General features: G+C 47.6%; 15 protein-coding genes. 9 read left to right on the top strand and 6 right to left on the bottom strand.

What is annotated here, in order from left to right:
- Positions 1 to 136: 136 nt before the first annotated feature.
- A complete protein-coding gene (locus MHI14_RS21525; RefSeq protein ID WP_249911223.1) occupies positions 137 to 1,855 on the bottom strand; it encodes a methyl-accepting chemotaxis protein in 1,719 nt (572 codons plus the stop codon).
- A gap of 295 nt (positions 1,856 to 2,150) precedes the next feature.
- Here MHI14_RS21525 and MHI14_RS21520 point away from each other — a divergent pair, with 295 nt between their 5' ends.
- The 8 genes from MHI14_RS21520 to MHI14_RS21485 all read left to right on the top strand — a co-directional run bounded on the left by MHI14_RS21520 (position 2,151) and on the right by MHI14_RS21485 (position 12,182).
- Entirely contained in the window at positions 2,151 to 2,837 is a 687-nt protein-coding gene (locus MHI14_RS21520) for an HAD family hydrolase (RefSeq protein ID WP_047844222.1), read from the top strand.
- Positions 2,838 to 3,042: 205 nt separating this feature from the next.
- Positions 3,043 to 3,933: a carbohydrate ABC transporter permease gene (locus tag MHI14_RS21515; RefSeq protein WP_091014599.1), complete on the top strand. Its 891-nt coding sequence runs from the start codon at positions 3,043 to 3,045 to the stop codon at positions 3,931 to 3,933.
- Positions 3,934 to 3,986: 53 nt separating this feature from the next.
- Complete coding sequence (locus tag MHI14_RS21510; protein ID WP_091032578.1) at positions 3,987 to 4,856, top strand: carbohydrate ABC transporter permease; 870 nt, start codon at positions 3,987 to 3,989, stop codon at positions 4,854 to 4,856.
- Between the two features lie 14 nt (positions 4,857 to 4,870).
- Positions 4,871 to 6,712, top strand: coding sequence for a sensor histidine kinase (locus MHI14_RS21505; protein WP_341131170.1), 1,842 nt, complete (start codon positions 4,871 to 4,873; stop codon positions 6,710 to 6,712).
- A gap of 11 nt (positions 6,713 to 6,723) precedes the next feature.
- Entirely contained in the window at positions 6,724 to 8,328 is a 1,605-nt protein-coding gene (locus MHI14_RS21500) for a helix-turn-helix domain-containing protein (RefSeq protein ID WP_341131169.1), read from the top strand.
- Positions 8,329 to 8,461: 133 nt separating this feature from the next.
- Complete coding sequence (locus tag MHI14_RS21495; RefSeq protein WP_341131168.1) at positions 8,462 to 9,859, top strand: ABC transporter substrate-binding protein; 1,398 nt, start codon at positions 8,462 to 8,464, stop codon at positions 9,857 to 9,859.
- Between the two features lie 68 nt (positions 9,860 to 9,927).
- The gene (locus MHI14_RS21490) at positions 9,928 to 10,263 is read left to right on the top strand and encodes a cupin domain-containing protein (RefSeq protein ID WP_249911219.1); all 336 of its coding nucleotides are present in this window, start codon (positions 9,928 to 9,930) and stop codon (positions 10,261 to 10,263) included.
- Positions 10,260 to 12,182, top strand: a complete 1,923-nt coding sequence (locus tag MHI14_RS21485; RefSeq protein WP_341131167.1) for an alginate lyase family protein — start codon at positions 10,260 to 10,262, stop codon at positions 12,180 to 12,182. The genes MHI14_RS21490 and MHI14_RS21485 overlap by 4 nt, the downstream gene beginning before the upstream one ends.
- A 66-nt stretch (positions 12,183 to 12,248) precedes the next feature.
- Here the strand turns inward: MHI14_RS21485 and MHI14_RS21480 are convergent, their stop codons facing one another.
- From MHI14_RS21480 to MHI14_RS21460, 5 genes are read right to left on the bottom strand one after another with little or no spacing between them, the layout of a single operon-like run.
- Entirely contained in the window at positions 12,249 to 13,427 is a 1,179-nt protein-coding gene (locus MHI14_RS21480; protein ID WP_133384185.1) for a YheC/YheD family endospore coat-associated protein, read from the bottom strand.
- Between the two features lie 35 nt (positions 13,428 to 13,462).
- Positions 13,463 to 14,569 (bottom strand): YheC/YheD family endospore coat-associated protein, encoded by a 1,107-nt coding sequence (locus MHI14_RS21475; RefSeq protein WP_091032561.1) that lies wholly within the window; start codon positions 14,567 to 14,569, stop codon positions 13,463 to 13,465.
- Positions 14,569 to 15,942, bottom strand: a complete 1,374-nt coding sequence (locus MHI14_RS21470) for a YheC/YheD family endospore coat-associated protein (RefSeq protein ID WP_091032558.1) — start codon at positions 15,940 to 15,942, stop codon at positions 14,569 to 14,571. The genes MHI14_RS21475 and MHI14_RS21470 overlap by 1 nt, the downstream gene beginning before the upstream one ends.
- 60 nt (positions 15,943 to 16,002) lie before the next feature.
- Complete coding sequence (locus tag MHI14_RS21465) at positions 16,003 to 17,193, bottom strand: YheC/YheD family endospore coat-associated protein (RefSeq protein ID WP_341131166.1); 1,191 nt, start codon at positions 17,191 to 17,193, stop codon at positions 16,003 to 16,005.
- A gap of 32 nt (positions 17,194 to 17,225) precedes the next feature.
- Complete coding sequence (locus MHI14_RS21460) at positions 17,226 to 18,593, bottom strand: YheC/YheD family endospore coat-associated protein (RefSeq protein ID WP_074094376.1); 1,368 nt, start codon at positions 18,591 to 18,593, stop codon at positions 17,226 to 17,228.
- A 237-nt stretch (positions 18,594 to 18,830) separates the two neighbouring features.
- Here MHI14_RS21460 and MHI14_RS21455 point away from each other — a divergent pair, with 237 nt between their 5' ends.
- Positions 18,831 to 19,178, top strand: a complete 348-nt coding sequence (locus MHI14_RS21455) for a YlbF family regulator (protein ID WP_036609862.1) — start codon at positions 18,831 to 18,833, stop codon at positions 19,176 to 19,178.
- Positions 19,179 to 19,207 lie beyond the last annotated feature (29 nt).

Below are 19,207 nucleotides of genomic sequence, written 5' to 3'. Positions count from 1 at the left end.
CCTTTTCCTGATTCAGCTCTCCTTAACACAAAGAAGCATCGCAGAGGCTCGGGTGAGTCTGTCTGCGATGCTTCTTTCCTTTGATATATGCTCATGATAGAGCTATATAGACATTCTATCGGTATGTTGATTCAGTTCAAGCCAGCTTGAATCGCTTAACCAGCTGATCAAGTGCATCGGACATTTCATTCAACTGCTTGGACGTGTCAGACATTTCCTGCAGAGAAGCAAGCTGTTCCTCCGTCATCGCAGATACTTCTTCCGTGGCTGATGCAGTATCCTCCACAACAGCCGATACTTCATTGATGGACTTCATCACAGCCTCACTACCGGAAGTTAACTCTTCGACAACAGCAGATACCTCCATAATTTCACCACTAAGGTTATGAATATGCTGAGTAATGGTTGAAAAAGCATTACCTGCATCCTCAATGGTCCGCAATCCTTCATTCACATGTAGCGTGCTCTCATCAACCACCTGCACCGTACTTTGAACACCTGTTACCACGGTTTCCAATATACTTGTAATCTCTTTGGCTGATGTTGCACTTTGGTCTGCAAGATTACGGATTTCCGCGGCAACGACAGCGAAGCCGCGTCCATTTTCCCCAGCGCGGGCAGCTTCAATTCCGGCGTTAAGTGCAAGCAGATTGGTTTGTCTTGCAATACCCGACATTGAATCTGCAATGTTGATCACTTGATCAGACATCTTCGAAATTTCATTAATGGCTCCCTGTACAGAGAGGAAGGATTGCTCAATGGAACTCATTTTACCTACAGCATTATCAATGCGCTGTTGCCCATCCACGGCAATGGATTCGGTACGAACTGCACGGCCTGCCACGTCACTTGCCGAGGAGGCGACACGATTAAGGCCATTTAGGGATTGCTGCATCGCAGCTACCATGGTTTGCGTAAGAGCAACCTGTTCATCAGCGCCTTCAGCGACGCGTTCCATGGCAGTGGCAACTTCTTTTCCTGCAAGATGGCTATCGGCAACCCCTTTATCCAATCGATCCGAAGCTGTGCTCAGAATCATGGCATTGCTCTGAACGTCCAGCATCATTTGCTGCAAACCAGTGAGCATTGTATTGGCTGCCTCCGCGAGTTCACGAGTTTCGTCTTTCATTGGTGTAGCGATTCTCAGTGTCAGGTCACCATTGGAAGAACCGATGTCATTTAATGCCTGCTTTACGGTACGAATGTTTCTAACAATGGCACGTGACAGGACCAATGCAGTAATGAACGAGATAATGGCCACAACGATAAGTGCGCCATACAGTTCCAGGTTCAGTAGTGTGTTTTTTTGCTTCAGTGCTTCTGTACGGTTATCGGTTAACGTATGCTCGTTGGTTCGAAACGTATCGAGAGCAGTCCGAATCTGGTCCATGTCTCTTTTACCTGGATCATCTGCGAAAAAATCTCGAATGGCCTGCGTATTATTGGCTTGGCGAAGGGCGACCATAGGTTCACCAGCGACTTGGACCCAGTTCTCCATATTAGTATGTATGTCTTCCAAAAGTGCAAGTTGAGCCGGATTATCCAAAATTAAAGCAGCAAGTTCATCTCTTAGTGTAATAAGTTGCTCTTTTCCTTGGGTGTAGGGATCGAGATAATTGTCCTGACCCGTGATGATGTAACCGCGTTGACCTGTTTCCATATCTACCATGTTTCTTTCGAGTTCATAGGTGAGGGCGTGTACCCTCATATCGTGTTCGACCAGAAAATCCAGTTCCCGTTGGAGCTGACTTGTACTGTTCTGAATCAGCAGGATGCAACCAGCCAGTACAACCAGTACGAGTAAATATCCTAATCCGATCTTATAAAAAATCTTAAAGGTCTTACGCTTTTTCATGTTTGTTATTCCTCTCTATGGGGTATATGTATTTGTCGAAAAAACCGGAAATGTGATAATTATAGGTCTTTAGATTAGGTGTCTAAAGCACTATTTTTTTAGTATTATACGTAAAGAAACTTCTTTTGTATATAGTTTGTTTAATTACAATATAATGTTTGGTTAATGCTGTATAAGGTTGGGGATGATGATGTTTTACAAACGTTGGTTTACACGTTGAAACGTTATGTTTATCATGGGAAGGGAACGATTCCAATTACATATACAATATCCCAATCCGAAAGGAACATTGGACATGAATAAAGAGAAGGTATTGCTCAAACCGGAAGCGATGATTTTTGACATGGATGGTACGCTGTTCCAGACAGAGACCCTATTGTTGCCAGCATACCAGCAACTATTTGATACATTGCGTGCCGAAGGGCACTTTGAAGGAGAAACTCCACCCGAGGAACGGATGCTGGGAAGTTTGGGCATGTTGCTCGAAGATATATGGAAAGTGGTTATGCCTGAGGCATCGGAAGCGGCACATCGCCGTGCAGACGAACTGTTACTTCAACTGGAGATTGAGGGGCTTGATCAAGGAAGTTCTCAATTGTATCCTGGGGTGAAAGAAACGCTGCAAGCCTTAAAACAACAAGGAGTGCGTCTTTTTGTCGCAAGTAACGGGCTGGAGGACTATGTGAAGGGTGTGGCGTTTGCACACGAGATCATGCCTTTCTTTGAAGGGGTATACAGTGCAGGCCAGTACAAGACTCCTTCCAAAATTAATCTGGTGCAGATCCTGCTTGAGAAACATCGTATTCAGGACGCATGGATGGTAGGGGATCGCTCTTCTGATGTGGAAGCTGGTAAAATGAACGGTCAGGCGGTCATCGGCTGTGCCTATGCCGGGTTCGGACGTGATGAGGAGCTTGCGGGCTCAGATGTGCTCATCTCTGATTTTACAGAACTGCTGCGTCTGTATGATGAAGCAGAGTAGTCTCTACGCTGTATACGTTTACTGAGATTTAAGATTACGAACCGCATGATATGAACCTGTAGACTCAACGGAAATTCGTTGAATACAGGTTTTTTTGTTTGGTCATGCAGTCACATTCTCCCCTGTAGAAAGTTGATTTCCCTATCCCGCTTTCCTTCATATTCCCTCTATACTTCATTCAAAAGCTATAGGGGGTCCGATTCTGGTGAAACCATCCAAAATACATGCCTATATGTTCATCTTTCCAAGTCTTTTTTTAACTGTTGTATTCGGGATCTATCCTCTGTTATGGGCGCTGCGTTACATGTTCTATGATTATCAAGGCATCGGGACGCCTGTCTTTATTGGGCTTGACAATTTTGGACGCATTTTGCGTGACGGGCAATTCTGGGATTCTGTAGGCAACACGGGTGTGTATGCCCTGGGCAAACTCGTCGTTACGATTCCACTGTCGTTAACTCTGGCGATTATTCTGAATCGTAAATGGAGAGGTCGATCCCTCTTTAGGGCGATCTATTATCTTCCCACTATTTTCAGCGCTTCGGTCATGGCCATTGTATTCTTTATTATTTTCAACTCCTATAACGGAATATTGAACCAATTGCTGCTTAAGTATCATGTGATCTCCGAATCCATTAGCTGGCTGGGGGCTGAACATGCCATGTTAACAACCATCATCATCGCCATCTGGGGGGCTGTGGGCAACTATATGTTGTTGTTCATTGCGGGTCTTCAGAGCATTCCTGAAGAGCTTTATGAGGCGGCATCGCTGGATGGAGCAAGTGAGTTTCAGAAACTGCGGAATGTAACGATTCCGTTGCTGGGTCCTGTCTTGCAGATGATCATCATGCTGGCAATTACCACGGCGCTGAAAGGTTACGAGAGTATTATGGTGCTGACCGAAGGGGGGCCATATGGCAAAACAGAGGTGATGTATCTGTATTTGTTCAAACTGTTGTTTCCCGTGTCGGCTGACACACAATCACTCCAGCAGCTCGGTTATGGCAGTGCAGTCGGTTTCACAACGGCTCTCATCGTAGGGGCTGTGACGCTCATTTATTTCCGGATATCCAAAAAGCTCAATGATGTCTATTAAACTGAAAAACAGACTTTTTGAACACGTATAAAATTAATCAGGAGGAAACGATGATGACTCAAAAAGTACTTGCGCCCTCAGGGTCTCCCCAACTCATTCGCTGGACCAAACGAACAGTACTTTGGCTGTTTTTGATCGCAATCGCTCTGCTGTCGCTGTTCCCCATCATACTTGTATTGCTCGGTTCCTTCAAAACGAACCAGGAATTGACCGGAGGAGCTACGATCTGGCCGAAGATTTGGCAGTTCTCCAACTATGCTCAGGCTTGGCGAACCGCCAATTTTTCGGGTTTTACGATTAATAGCGTGTTTGTTAGCATCAGTACAACAGTTGGCACGTTGCTGGTAGCTTCGATGTCAGCCTACGCTGTGGATCGAGTGAATTTCAAAGGGAAAAAGGGGTACACCCTGCTCATGGCATCTACTCTGTTTATTTCCATAGGCGCAGTTGTGCTGCGTCCGCAATTTGACCTCATGGTCAAGCTGGGGCTGAATACCACGTTGTGGGGCGTTATTATTATACTGATCAGCGCACACGCTGCCACATACTTTATTCTCATTGGTTTCTTCAAGAGCATCCCGCGCGAACTGGATGAGGCGGCGATGATTGATGGCTGTAATTTCTTCACCACATACTGGCGCATTATTCTTCCGCTCCTGCGGCCCGGACTCGCCGTTGCAGGTCTGGGTGTATTCCAGAGTTCATGGAATGAATATATTCTTCCTTTTGTGTTCACCATGAGCAATCCGGACTTGCAGACTTTGCCGGTTGGGCTGGCTAATCTGCGATATGGCATCGGAGCTGCAGCTGAGGTCCAACTGATGATGGCCGGAGCCTGTCTGTCCATTTTGCCGCTGCTCATCGTTTATATTTTTGCCAACAAATCATTCATGCAAGTGACCTTGGGAGCTGTGAAAGGATAGGCGTGAGCACAATCATGGAAACGGTTTTACGGGTTATTCCACTGTGCTATACTCATTTTAATTCACAGCGGACGGGCCAAGCCGTGTTCAAGGAGCGAGCGCCGATGATATTCGACTTTTATAAAATGTCCCTGAAAAAAAGAATACAGCTGCTGTACATTTTTCTCGTGGTCTTGTGCATCAGTGTGACCGGGATATGCTCTTATCTCTTTGCTGCACGAAGCATTGAGCAGAATGCACTTGAACTGAAACAAAGCATTCTGAACAAATCAGTGCAGGTTATGGATGAACATCTAAGGCACATTGTTGTATCCTCTTTTTCTTTTATGCTTAATGAAACGTTCACCCAGGTTATGAAGGACGTTGGAAAAAATAAAACATCTCATTATTATCAGAATCTCTCGCTGCTGCAAACATCGTTTGCTCAATTGAAGCTCGTAGAGCCACTGATTGATACCGCATATCTGAAAACACCTATCGGTGATTTTTTCTCAACCAAAGATTTTCCGAATCGCAATAACTCGTTCGACAGGGAATACGGACGCTACGTGAAGCTGCAAGGCTGGAATACGATGTGGTTTGGTTCACATCAGAGTCAGTTATTTCAATCCCGAGGAAATGTGTTATCTCTGTTGCTCAAACCCATTGTGATCGATAATCATACCTATTCGAATGTATATATGGTCGTCAATATGAAGGAAGAGGCGATGCGAGACATTCTGACGCAGGATCTCATGAATAACCAGATTCAACTGTTTTTGCTGCACAAAAACGGAAATGAAGTCATTCGGCCCAGGTCCCGAAATTACGATTTCATTATGGAGCCTGACTTTACACAACAGTTTAGCCGTGACGATGCTGGGGATTTCACCTACAGGAACGATCAGGGGGAGGACATGCTTGTTAACTATTCGGCATTGTCGATGAACGAGGATTGGGTCATGGTAAGTGTACAGTCCAAGGCTGACTTGTTGTCCCCCCTCCAAAAGATACGCTGGCTGATCATCCTGATCATGTTGTTTTGCATTTTGCTCGCACTCGGGTTGTCCAGGCTGCTGGCCTCCGCTCTGCTGAAGCCACTGAACAAACTGCGACGCTTGATGGTTGAGGTGGAGTCTAATGATCTGGATGTACGGTTTCGCAGCAAGTATGACGATGAAGTCAGCGCTGTAGGGCATCGTTTCAACCGGATGTTGGACCAGATTCAAATTCTGTTTGAAGAAGTACGGACAACGGAGCAAGACAAACGGCGGTTTGAAGTCAAGGCGCTTCAGGCGCAGGTTGATCCTCATTTCCTCTACAATACGCTTAATACGATGTTCTGGAAAAGTGAGAGCGGAGAGAAGAAGGATGTAAGTGAGATGATCGTCTCCTTATCCTTATTATTCCGTCTGGGCCTGAATGATGGTAAAGACATCACCAGTGTGGAGCAGGAGATCAAACATGTCGAACAATACATGCAGCTTCAGCAAAAATGTTACGAGGATCTGTTCGTTTATCGGATTGAGGTGGGGGACCCCTCTTGTTACGCTGTTGATATTTTAAAAATATTGCTTCAGCCCTTGGTCGAGAATTCCATCCTGCATGGATTCAATGACAAAGAAGATTTGGGCGTTATCCTGATCCGCATTGATCGTCAGGGTGACACACTACGGCTGGAGGTGGCTGACAATGGATGTGGTATGGATGTAGCCAGTATCTATGCTGAGGATGTTCCTGACGGGGGACGCAAGGGTTATGCCCTATCCAATCTCCATGGCAGATTAAGCCTGCACTATGGGGATGTGGCCACGATTGTGTTTCATAGCAGTACAGATGTGGGAACAACGGTTGTTATCACGATTCCGATCACCTGAGGAGGGGCAGTATGGGCCAATTGACGATGTGTGTTATGGATGATATCCAGGCGGTTGTAAAGGGCATATCTTCAACTATTCCGTGGGAGGATCATCAGGTTCGGATTGTAGGCACGGCAGGCAATGGAGAGCGCGGTTGGTCCTTGTTGCTGGAGCAGCAACCCGACATCGTGATTAGTGATATCAGGATGCCCAAGCTGAGCGGGCTGGAACTAATGAAGCGGGCATTGGATGCCGGACTGCGAGCCAAATTTATTTTCATCAGTGGTTATTCTGATTTTCAATATGCACAGGAGGCCATCAAGCTTGGTGCATCCGATTATTTGCTCAAACCGTTTACCCCTGAAGAAATACTAGGTGCGGTGTTGAAGGTAAGACAGGTGATTACGGAAGAGCAGGCACAGTGCAAACAGTTGGAACAGTTGGAGCAGAAGGTGGAGAGTAGCAGCCAGTACGAGCGTCACAGCTATCTCCTGGGCTTGTTGCGTCATGAAATCGGGGGCTTCCTGAATGAAAGTCGCTGGAACGAGCTGCACATTGATCTCGATTCATCCAATCTTCTCGTCATGGTCATCGAGGTGGATGGTTATACGCGATATGGATACACGATGCATCTGGATGCCGAAATCGTTCCTTTTGCGGTCCAAAATATTGTGGGAGAAACCTTAAACCGCTATACCAAAGGCGTTGTTTTACGGGAAAACCGATACCGGCTTGCCGCGATATTTAACACACCAAGCCAGATCGACGTCTCTGAGCTACTGGAGCAATGTCGTCAAAATGTGGAGCGATTCAGTAAAAAAACAGTCTCGATTGGTGTTGGTACGATTGCCCGCAGACCACAGGAAATCTGGACGTCCTACGCACATGCAGATCAGGCGATATCCTATCGTTTTTACAGAGAAGGAAATTGCATCCTCCAGTATACTGAACTGGAAAATCAGGCCTGTGTGGCTCCAGCATATCCTTTGGAGAAAGAGAAAGAGCTTTTTTACGCCCTGAAATGTGGTAATGAGAGCACCTGTCACCGCATCATTGATGAAATTCTCGAAGAATGGCAGGTTTCCGAAGGATTTCCCGAGCCACTCACGATGATTCGTTTGCTGTCTGGACTGGCTTTTGCCATCTACCGTGCCTTTTGTGATGAGATTACAGCAGAGGAACGCTTGCGTCTGGAGGCCGACCTGACAGTACTTGAGGCGATGCGCTCCTTGACGTTTGAGGGCTGGAGGGGATATATCAAGCATTTCAGCAGTATGGGTTGCGAGATTATGGACAAAAAACGACTCACCGATGTCAAACAGGCGATTAGCAAAGCCCAGGAATATATCAGTCTGAATCTTGCAGAGAATCTGACGCTGCATGCCTGTGCCCAATCCGTACATTTAAGTCCGAGTTACTTTGCCAATGCCTTCAAAAAGGAAACCGGCATAACGCCGATTCAATATATTACTAAGATGAGGATGGAAAAGGCCAAAGAATTGCTAGTTGCAGGTGTACAGGTGCAAGAGATCTGCCAGAGGCTGGGTTATGAGGACAGGCCTTATTTCAGCGGTTTGTTCAAGAAATATTGCGGCATGACGCCAACCTGCTTCCGACAAATGTATGAGAATTGAAACCGATACGGAACGTCATTTTTCCCACCATGCAAAGTCAGAATGTCCCTCACCTCCATGAAAGCGTAGCGATTATCATTACGTTAACGGATAACCAAACGGGTTGTCCAGACAAGCATAAGGGGGCATATCAATGGTTAAAAAGTGGATGGTGACTACGCTAAGTGCATTGCTGGCGCTAAGTTTGGCAGGTTGTTCTGCTGACAGTGGTACTTCGGCAAATAGCGAATCGGGGACCAGCGGGGAGAATGCCGGAGGGAAAACCAAAATCATATATTGGACACCGGACCGCCATGATGCTGATTTTATGAAATCCAAGATCGATGAGTTCAACCAGACGAACAAGGACAATATTGAAGTGGAGATGACCGTGATGGGGGACAACTATCCACAGGCGGTTGATATTGCTTTTGCCAGCAAGCAGGCACCCGATGTGCTGCAAGTTAATGATTTTCAGACGTATTATCAGAAGGGGTATCTCGCCCCGATCGATGGATACATGAGTGATGAGATGAAGGCCGTGTTTAAAGACAGCTTGATTGAGAATAAAAACACAATTGATGGAAAAATATATTCCCTCCCCAATACAGGGCAGGTCTGGCGGCTTGTGTATAACAAAGATATTTTCAAAAAGGCAGGGATCGAGAGTCCGCCAAAAACGTTGGCTGAGATGGTTGCGGATGCCAAAAAAATTACCGAAGTTGGTAAAAGTGAAGGCATCTATGGTTTTGCCAGCCCGTTCAAGAGCAGCAGCGGTTTCTGGAGAGCAGCCAATACGATTGCAGGTGCAAGCAATAATGTTGGTATTGATGGTTACAACTACAAGACTGGCCAATTTGATTTTGGGATGTACAAGGATATCGCAATGGCACTTCGTCAGATGAATCAGGATGGTAGCATGCTGCCAGGTGTTGAAAGTCTGGACATCGATCCGCTCAGAGCCCAGTTTGCTCAAGGTAAAATCGGAATGTACATTAACCACTCCGGTGAACCAGGTGTATATAAAGATCAGTTTCCTACAAAAGAAAATTGGGCAGCCGCTCCTGTACCAACTAATGATGGAACGATCAAGGGCGCTTCGCAAGTCATCGGGGGCTCCTACATCGGCATCAATGCAGATTCTGCCAACAAGGAAGCGGCATGGAAGTTTATGGAGTATGTGTACAGCACAGATCTTCAGAGTGAGTATTACGAAAAAGGATATGGGATTTCACTGATTCCTGCTGTACTAAGCTCTGGTAAAAAACCAAGCATTCCGGGCATTGAAGGTTTCCTGCCCAAACGTTATGATGCCATTTTCCCGGCAAATCCAAGTGTGGTGACCGAGAGTTCACTGGAAGGAAATAAATGGAGCGATGCATTCTCCATCTATGTATTCACGGGTGGTGATCTCGATAGTGTAATCAAGGATCTGGATACGAGATACAATGCAGCTCTGGAGAAAACCAAAGCAGCAGGGCTGACCAATATAACTGCTGATCCATCGTTTGATTCTTCCAAGCTTCAGGGTAAATTGTCCACAGAAGACTAATAAACGTTCATAGCGGCCGTGGTTTAACTACTTCGGTCGCTTATTCACAAGGAAAGGGGAAAAGAAAAATGATTATTAATCATGCGTCTATCGATGCACATATCATTAACGAAACGAGTTCCCGGAAGATCTTGGGTATCGGGGGTACATTAATGATGGTGGAGGTTACCTTTGCTAAAGGGGGTATTGGAGAAGTTCACTCCCATGATGCGCACGAGCAGGTCAGCTATATCGTCAAAGGCAGCTTTGAGGTACAGGTCGGTGAAGAAACTCGCATCTTAAAAGCAGGGGACAGCTTTTATGCCGGTTTTAACGTCCCGCATGGGGTCAAGGCACTAGAGGACTCCGTCATTCTGGATGTGTTTACCCCGTTCCGTCAGGATTTCCTTGAGGCGTCCCAATGAGCGATTTTTACCTTTCGGCAACGGATCTGCAACGGGCTGCCCAATATTATGAAAAACATTTTCCGGAAGAAGCCCGAAATTCGCTCACGATAGCCAATCGTGCCATCCTGAATGAATTTATCGTTCCTTATACCAACGATCTGAATCGCTGGATTCCGATGGGGACACCTGTGGACTGGCTTCACAACCCGACCAATGATCTGGAGTTCACATGGGGCATCAATCGACACTGGCATATGCTCGATCTAGGCAAGGCGTATCTGATGAAGGGCAATCCGCTATATGTAACAACATTTATTGACCACTTCCGTAGCTGGAGACAGCAAAACCCGGTACCTGTAAATCTGGTTTATGACGAGGCCGTGTTCTTTCAAAAGCCCGGTCCATGGCGCCTGCTGGAGACGGGACTACGTGTACAGTCCTGGATATCGGCATATAAATATATGGAAGCAAGTTCACTGATAGACGAAGGCTTTCAAGCGGAGTTTCGACAAGGTCTGAACGAACACGCCGAGTTTTTGACCCGTTACCTCGGCAGCACGGAAATCAATCATGCCATTATGCATATGCAAGGGTTGTTCATGATCGCTACATTCTACCACCAGCATCCGCGAAGTCCATACTGGCGTCAAGTGGCGATGGAACGTCTTGAGTTGTGTTTGCTGCATCAGTTGGGTGAAGAAGGGATACAGGTTGAACTGACAACACATTACCACAATGCCAGCATCGAAATGTTTGGCACGCCTTATCGGTTGGGCGAGATATCAGGACATCCTTTCTCGGCATGGTATGCCCGCTGTTTACGCCAAATGGCTGCATTCACAGAGGCGCTGATTCGACCAGATCATCAGTCTACCGGTATTGGTGATTCGGATTGGGTTGGTGATGGACGACAACGACTGACCCTGCTTGGAGCGATTCTGGACGATGATGATTTGATGGCTCGCGGAACAGATAGCTCGGAGTGTCTCTGGTTGCTGGGTGTGGAGAAATATGAGCGATGCCTCAGACTACAGGCTTCTTCTTCTCCGGCGTTGTCGAGCCGGGCTTTTCCGCAGACAGGATATTATGTCATGAGGGACAAGTATCAATATCTTTTTTTTGATGCGGCTGCCATGGGCGGAGCACACGGACATGCGGATGCGCTGAATGTGGAGTGGATGTGGAAGAACCAGCTTTTCTTCACGGACACCGGACGTTATACGTATGAAGAAGGGGAATGGCGGCGGTATTTCAAAAGTACGCGGGCGCACAATACCGTCACGGTGGATGGTCTGGATCAGACACCTTATCTCTCCACACAGAAATGGGGTGAACCGGAGGCTCAGGCCACAACGCTACGTTGGGAGAGCAATGACAGCTATCACTTCATTGATGCTTCACAGGATGGATATACACATTTGCCAGATCCAGTTACACATCGTCGGTGGATGCTGGCAGGGGTGGAGATACCTATACTATTAATTGTGGATTGGCTGGAAGCAGAAGCAGAGCATACGCTGGAGCAACGTTTTCACTTGCATCCGCAAGCGGATATTGCGTTGAGAATGAATGAAACTGGAGAAATGGCGGCGGATATGAGCTATGAGGCATCTTCCATAACGCTGACGATGCAATGGGTTACGGCAGGCATCGGGAAGGGAGCCTTCGCGTTGACGGAGCAGCCCGGCTGGGTATCTGAGGTGTATGGTTCCAAGTCGGAAACATCGGTCATTCAGGGCAAGACTGATTTCTCGGGTAAAGTGGGTATTCTGACGTTGTGCCTGCCTGCGGATCATATTGACCAGGTTACACGTGTTACCACATGTCAACTAGAACCTGATCTGATGAGATTGACATTATCTTATGTGCAAGGTGAGGAAAAAGGGTATATTGTGATTGACAACGACACGCTGCAATGGACGAAAGAACAGAAATAAAAAACAGTGAAGCAGGAGCAGATGCTCGCACTTGGCGAACATACACTCCTGCTTTGTCTTATCCATTCACTTGACTTTCCTTTTTCTTTTTACTTTGGCGTTTTTTTGCGAAACGGGCTTGGGAATGGCTGGCTTTCTGGACGTTCCGGGAGGTCTGTTGCGATATACCCATAAGGCGTACTCCAGCGGTTGAGTGATGGCTTTATAATAGATATCCCGCTCCCCGATGCGAGCGAATACTTCACGCGCAGGTTTGGGATTAACTTCAAGCAGGTAGATACGTCCGCTTCGGTCAATCGCCAAATCCAGTGCCAGCTCACACAGGTCCCCATACGTATCTTCCAGAAACGAAGCAACATCAATGCCAAACGTTTCTGCAGTTGTGTTAATTTCTGCCCGGAGGTCGTCATCTTCGATCCATTGCTTCATGAGTCGGTTCATCGCTATTGCCTGACCGCCGCCATGCAGATTGGAGGTCACGCTTTTTTCTGCACCCATGCGTCCAGCACATCCTGTAAGCTCCCATTGTCCTTCACCGTTCTTCTGAACGAGCATGCGATAATCATGCACACGTCCATTCGGAAGCTGAAGTTGAATGCCCTTTTGTACAAGATACTTGTCTTTCATGTTCCAGTGCTGGAGCAACGCGCCAAGTCGTGATAAATGAACTTTACGTGGAGTGATGATACGACGCTTCTGATCCCGCCCCTGAACAAGCACCGTATTAGCCTCGCTACTGCTGCGTTCAATGCGCAGAATACCACGTCCGCCTGTTCCATTAATGGGTTTGAGATAGACCAGAGAAGAAACTTTGAGCATCCGGTTTACATCGGACATATCCTGAAATAGAGCGGTTTCCGGCAGGTGTTCACGAAAGTTTGCTTTTTGTAAAAGGGTCTGATGGATGGTCCATTTATTGCGCAGTGGCCTGTTCAGAAAGAGCAGATGCCCATATTTCTCACGAAAAGCAAGCAATTGCTGGAACCTTCGATTACGCTGAATCCGGCAGCGATCAAAGATCAGGTCCGGGAATGATCGCCACTCCCTGGACCAGCCTTTTCCCTCATGAAAAACCATGGCTTCAATTTGTTTGCCGCCGGGGTGTACGTCGGCTGGTGTGAATACATAGATATCGAGTCCCCGCTTGCGCCCTTCAAGAATCATTCTGCGATAAACGCTTCGTTCTTCAAGAGCGCGATGTTCATTTAAGTACAACGTCATAATGCCCAGAACAGGTGAGGACACAAACAATCACCTTCTTTTTGCAGTATTCCTGTCTGTCATCGTTTGGACTGACGGGCAAGATAAGCGCTGTAGTGAAATATACGTTCCAATGACCGCCGTCTGATCTGTGGTTCATCAAACTTCATGGGCTTTGCATTGGCTTCGAAGAACCAGAGTTCCCCCAGGTCATCAATGCCCAGATCCATGGACATTTCTCCGAGCGTGTAACCTGATCCCCGTTCTACCTGTCTTGCGATCATTAATGAAGTGGATTTCACACGTTTCATCAGGGTTGTTGACATTTCTTCGCCAAAAAGCTCAGTCAGCAGCTTCTCAGGGTCTTCTACGCTCCCGCCGCGTGGCACATGAGTTGTAATGCTGCGGGAGCCAGCAAGTCTCGCTCCTACACCGGTTACGCTCCATTGGCCCTTGGTGTTCTTTTGTACAAGAACACGCAAATCGAAGGGGCGTTTACGAGAGGATGCCAATTCAATGCCTTGTTGCATGATATAGGGCGTATGTCCGGTTTCTTTGCGGATTCGTGCCCATAACTTGGAGAGTGTAGCTGCTTTATAGGTCGTGCTTTTACGTGTGGTTTGTATTTTGAGTCGGTAGGGAAGCCGTTCTTTTTCCTGGAATTTAAGCATCATGATTCCTTTGCCAGCTTTGCCGCTCTCGGGCTTAAGGTACAGATAGGGATACGCCCGTAAAACGGCACCCAGAGAAGAAGCACTTCGCATCCGCCGAGTATAAGGGATCAGTTGCTGAGTCGATTTGGACTTCTTAAGCCATTCGAACAGATCCCATTTGTTAAAAAAGAATGGGTTATACAGTTCGATTCCTGATTGCATGCATTCGTCAATCTTGCGCTGAACGGAAGGTTTTCCTTCGTCTTCCCGGTTGGGAATACGATTGTACAGAACATGGGGAAGGGGGAAAGGTTGTGAAACCCACTTTCCACTCCCCTTGTTGTACGTATATCCTTTCACGGTGGGACCACTCACGTTCAGATCCCGCACAGTCACAATGTACACCACGTATCCCATGCTCTCGCCTGTCTGTAAGATATCCTGAAAATTTTGATGATTTCCCCTGAACATGCGCTGTTTATCATGCATGGTCAAAACAGCAATGACAGGTTTGAAATCATCATGAAGGCTCATCAAATTTCTTCCTTCTTCCGGAACTTGCTCAAATACAGGCAGTGTTCCAAGATGTGCTCCACCGACGATTTGCCCTCCACCCGGAGTGAAGGGTGACGGAAAATGGAGCGCCCGGGTTTGGCGTTCGCTTCGAACATCCATACATGTTCCTCCTGATCAATGCCCAGATCAAAGCCAATCTCACCAATCAGATGCTGGTGCTGGGTTTCAATCGCCTGGGCCAGTGTAATAGCGACGGATTTGGCCTGCTGAAGAACTTCTCCCGCACGATCGCCGAAGTTGCGACTGAGCGCCTGCTCAGGAGTCATTAGGGAGCCGCCATTTTTGATGTGTGTTGTGACGCTGCCACGTCCTGCCTTTTTGGCTCCAATCCCGACAACAACCCATTGATTGTTACCATTTTTGTGCATGTGAAAACGAAAATCAATTGGACATTCATCAATCTCAATTAGACGTATTCCCTGCTGAACAACATATCCGCGTAGCTGTTTGCCATGTCTTCCCTGAAGCATGCGCATCAGACTGTTGAAGGACCCAAAACGCAGGAGTGCATTACCGCCTTTTTTGCGATAACGTGCGAAATATCCGCGTTTGGGCGAATAAGTCAGGCGGTAGATCCCGTTCCCCAGACTTCCAGCAGTAGGCTTATAGTAGACGAACTGATGGCGTTCCAACATTTCCTTCATCTGTTCAACGGAAGGATTGGTAATCGATTCAGGGATATAACGTCCTGCTGCCGGCTCGTTCTCCAGCAACGTATAGATATCCGATTTGTTGAAGAAGCTCCAGTTGAAGAACGGAATTTTTCGGCGAACAAATCGTTCCCGCAGCTGGTTGATTGCTGGTGAGAAGTCTGAGCGTCTGCTCGGCAATCGGTTGTAGACAACATCGGGCAGAGGTACTGTTTTGCGTGTGAAGCTTCCGTTATCATTCAGAAAAAAACCCGATACCGTCTCATTCTGCCAATTGATATCCCGGGGAGTAAAGGCATAAATATAGGATTTTCGGCTGCCTTCACGCAGTAACTGTTTGATGAAACCAGTACGGGAACCGAATGGATTAGTGCTCGTCGCAGGTCCATCAGAGAGTACGCCAATCAGTGGACCTAACTGGACCTCATCATTTTGCAAATTCCGGAGATAAATACTGCCCCGTTTGGGAACGTTCATCATATTACGGATACCTGAAGCGAGATACAGATGTTTACCTGCTTTTTTGATTGGTTTGATCGTTGCAGGTACCCGGTCACGCCCGAAGCGAAGGTGCACCGTTTTTTTGCCGGACAGGTTGAGGCTCTTCATTAAAGCGTTGGATACATAAACCACTTTATCCGGTTGCTTGGTGAAATGCAGATTGCAAAAGGTCAAACTCATGATTTATCCTCCTATCCTGAAAAGATCCTTGGGCTCCATGGCAAGCGGGCGCTGCGGGCCTCAGCCGCCGTGAATCGGGATGGGTTTCAGGCCAGCTTTGCTGGATGTATTCGGCAATTTTATTGGACGAATGACGTCCGTGAGAACATGTTGTTGCAACAGATAACGGGCATAGGCAAGCGGCCGGGTATAAGTCAGGGTATGCATGCGTCGGTCGCCCGCTTCTGCGAATGAGGTGCGGCCTGGTTTGGAGTTGACTTCAATTAGCCAGAGTTGGCCCTCTGCATCTGCTCCGAAATCAAGCCCCAATTCGGCTAACCTGCCGAAACGGCTTTCCAGCAGGGTGGGGATAAGAGTAGCAGTCTGCCGGATGCTCTTCAGCAGAGTTTCCGTGCGGATTGTTCCATATCGCTGGAGCAGATATGCGTGGGCAGGATATGCTTTACCCCCACCGTGAAGATTGGACGTGAGTGAACCTTCGGGTCCTTCCCGTACCATACATCCGGTAAGCGTCCAGCGACCTTGCCCATTCTTTTGCATTAGAGCCCGTATGTCGAATGCTCTTCCATGATGGCTAAGATCCAGATATGGCTGCACGATCATCTTACGCTCAGCCTGATGTAATGCTAGCCAGGAAGATACAGCCTGGGTATGGTTGAATGTAAGAAGAAAGGGTTCATTTTCCTCGTTACGCCCCTCCACGACCCATGTTGATGGAGTCGCTCCCTGAGACAGGCGAAAGGTATTTTTGCCATGAGTCCCGGATACCGGTTTGAAGAACAGTCCTCTGGGCCAACGGTCGAGCCATGTTTCCCAAGGAATATGCGATCCTATCCGGGTTGTGGGAGCAAGTTGTGACCTCAATTCAGGATTTCGGGACAACACACGATGTACCTCCCATTTTCCTGGAAGGGAAGCAGACCAATAACGGTGTTGATCTGTGCCGTTGGTTGGTATCCATTCCTTAAGCTGTTGTCTGACGTACCTGGAGATAGGGCGAAGACAACGATCCATAATGAGATCGACTGCAGGAACAGGTGCCGAATTCCACTTCCCTTGATGATAGGCATATCCCCATTGAAGAGGGAGATGGACTGCATCATTCGATATCGGGATCACAATAATCTGAAGGGCGTATCGCATGCTCCCCAAACTGAGACGACGGCAGAAAAGTTCATCTGTAAAGGGAGGTGAGCCTTCGGTTGCACGTACCAGAATGGCCAGTGTCTTGGTCTGAGATGATGGAAACATTACGCTGCACCTCTCCTCTATGAAATAACTTTTCAAAAACCCGCCAGGTACGTAGAGTATTCAAGCATGGCTTTGACGGAAGGGCGGATCTTGCTCTCACTCAGTGGTGTATTATCATTCTTGGATGGTTTGGAGTTGACTTCGAGCAGCCATACGCGCCCAGTGGTGTCCAGAGCCAGATCAATACCAAGTTCACCAAAATGAGCAGGGATGGCACTCTCGATCCCTTTTGCGATATCCAGTGCTGCGGTGTGCAATCCTGCATACGCGGAAGCTTTGGCTGATCCAGACAACTGTGTTTTGGCAACAGCATCCTTGACGGTGCTGAGACTTCCACCCCGTGCCAGATTGGATACGTAGTGACTCCCGCCCGCAATCCGGGCGACGATGGAGGTTACACTCCATTTACCTGTACGGTTTTTTTGCACGAGCGCACGGAAATCCACGGGTCTGCCACTGTTGTCAATGAGAGTCAGCCCTTGTTGGATCTGATAACGCGTTGTTTTCATTTTCCCAGACATACTGGCATACAGTTTATCCAGAGAAGTATACGTTTGTTTCCGGGTACCCCCGACGCCAGTCGCCAGAGTCAGGAAGCTTCCGTCAGTCTGACGTGAGACCCGGATGATCCCTTTACCCAAAGAACCGCGTACGGGCTTCAGAAATACAACCGGATGTCGGTTGCACATCGTCTTGAGCATGGCGGACGTCTTGAGCAAATGAGACTCGGGAAGAACTCGTTTAAGCGTTGAAATGGACTTGAGTGCGTCAAACACTTCGTTTTTGTCCAGAAACTTTTCATTGAAGGTTTGCGTGCCGTAGAGCGATTTTACTTCTTTCATAAAATGCTGTACGCTAGGTTTGTTCTCAAGCTTGCGGGACGTTAGCCGGTTATTGACGACGTCTGCTACAGGCAGAACAGTCTTTTTCCAGCCGTCATCATACACCCAGCCTTTCATATAACCCGTTACCGCTCCAATATCCTCCGGTGTGAAAAAGGATACATAGGCGCCTTGCTTACGGCAGGCGTTCACCAGTTCTTGACAGAACATCGTGATGGAGCCAAAGGGCCGATCGGGCTGATCGGGATAATCCTGGCTAACCAGTACACTGATGTAGGGTCCAAGGCGAAGCGTACGGCTGGCTGAACGATAGGATACCCTCAGGACCGAACGTGGAACGAGACCGGTCTTGCTGGCAACTGTCTGATTGATGCGTAGCCCGTCATACCTTGGAACCGGAATGACAGTGACTTCTCGGCGGAAAGAGCCAAATTGCAGCTGAAGCGGCCTTCCTGAAGGGATTTTAAGCGCCTTGAGTACCCCTTCGCCCAGCATGATGACGTCGTCCTGCAGGATGCCCGAGCCGGTAACCTGAATCGTTACTTTTTTAGTGGACATCACGGATCTCCTTCCGGGCGGCAACTTGATGTCTGATCTCGAAGTTGAACGGCATCTGAACATGGCATGTGCTTCATCATATGAGGACATATAACCCTTGGTGATTGACCCATATGGATTAAATGCATTTGATTTCGAGGCAGGTTATTGATGACCTGTTTCAGATCGCCCTTGTTTGACAGGAGAGAAAAGCGTGTATTAACACGGATGAACAAACCAATCTGAGGAGGAATAATAGTGAACATTTATGACAAAGCCAATGATTTGGCCAAAGCACTGAGAGAAAGCAGCGAGGTGGAAGAGATTACTTCCGCGATGAAGCTGATTGAAGCTGATCCGGATGCAAAAGCAATGTTGGATAACTTCCGTGATCAACAAATGGAACTGCAACAACGTATGATGAGCGGGGATATGCCAGCTCCGGATGAGATGGAGAAAATGGAGAAACTGTTCGAAGTACTGAGCTTGAATCTGAACATCCGTCGCTTGTTTGATGCGGAGCGTCGCCTCAGTGTCATCATTGAAGACGTGAACAAAATTATTGCTGACAGCCTGGGTCATCTGTACGGTGGTGCTGAAGCGTAAAAAGGTAGTTCAAAAAGTCCACTTTTGAT

The organism is Paenibacillus sp. FSL K6-2393 (assembly GCF_038002545.1).
GTDB lineage: Bacteria > Bacillota > Bacilli > Paenibacillales > Paenibacillaceae > Paenibacillus.
Note: the sequence above shows the minus strand (reverse complement) of the source record. Positions and strands in the feature narration are given on the sequence as shown.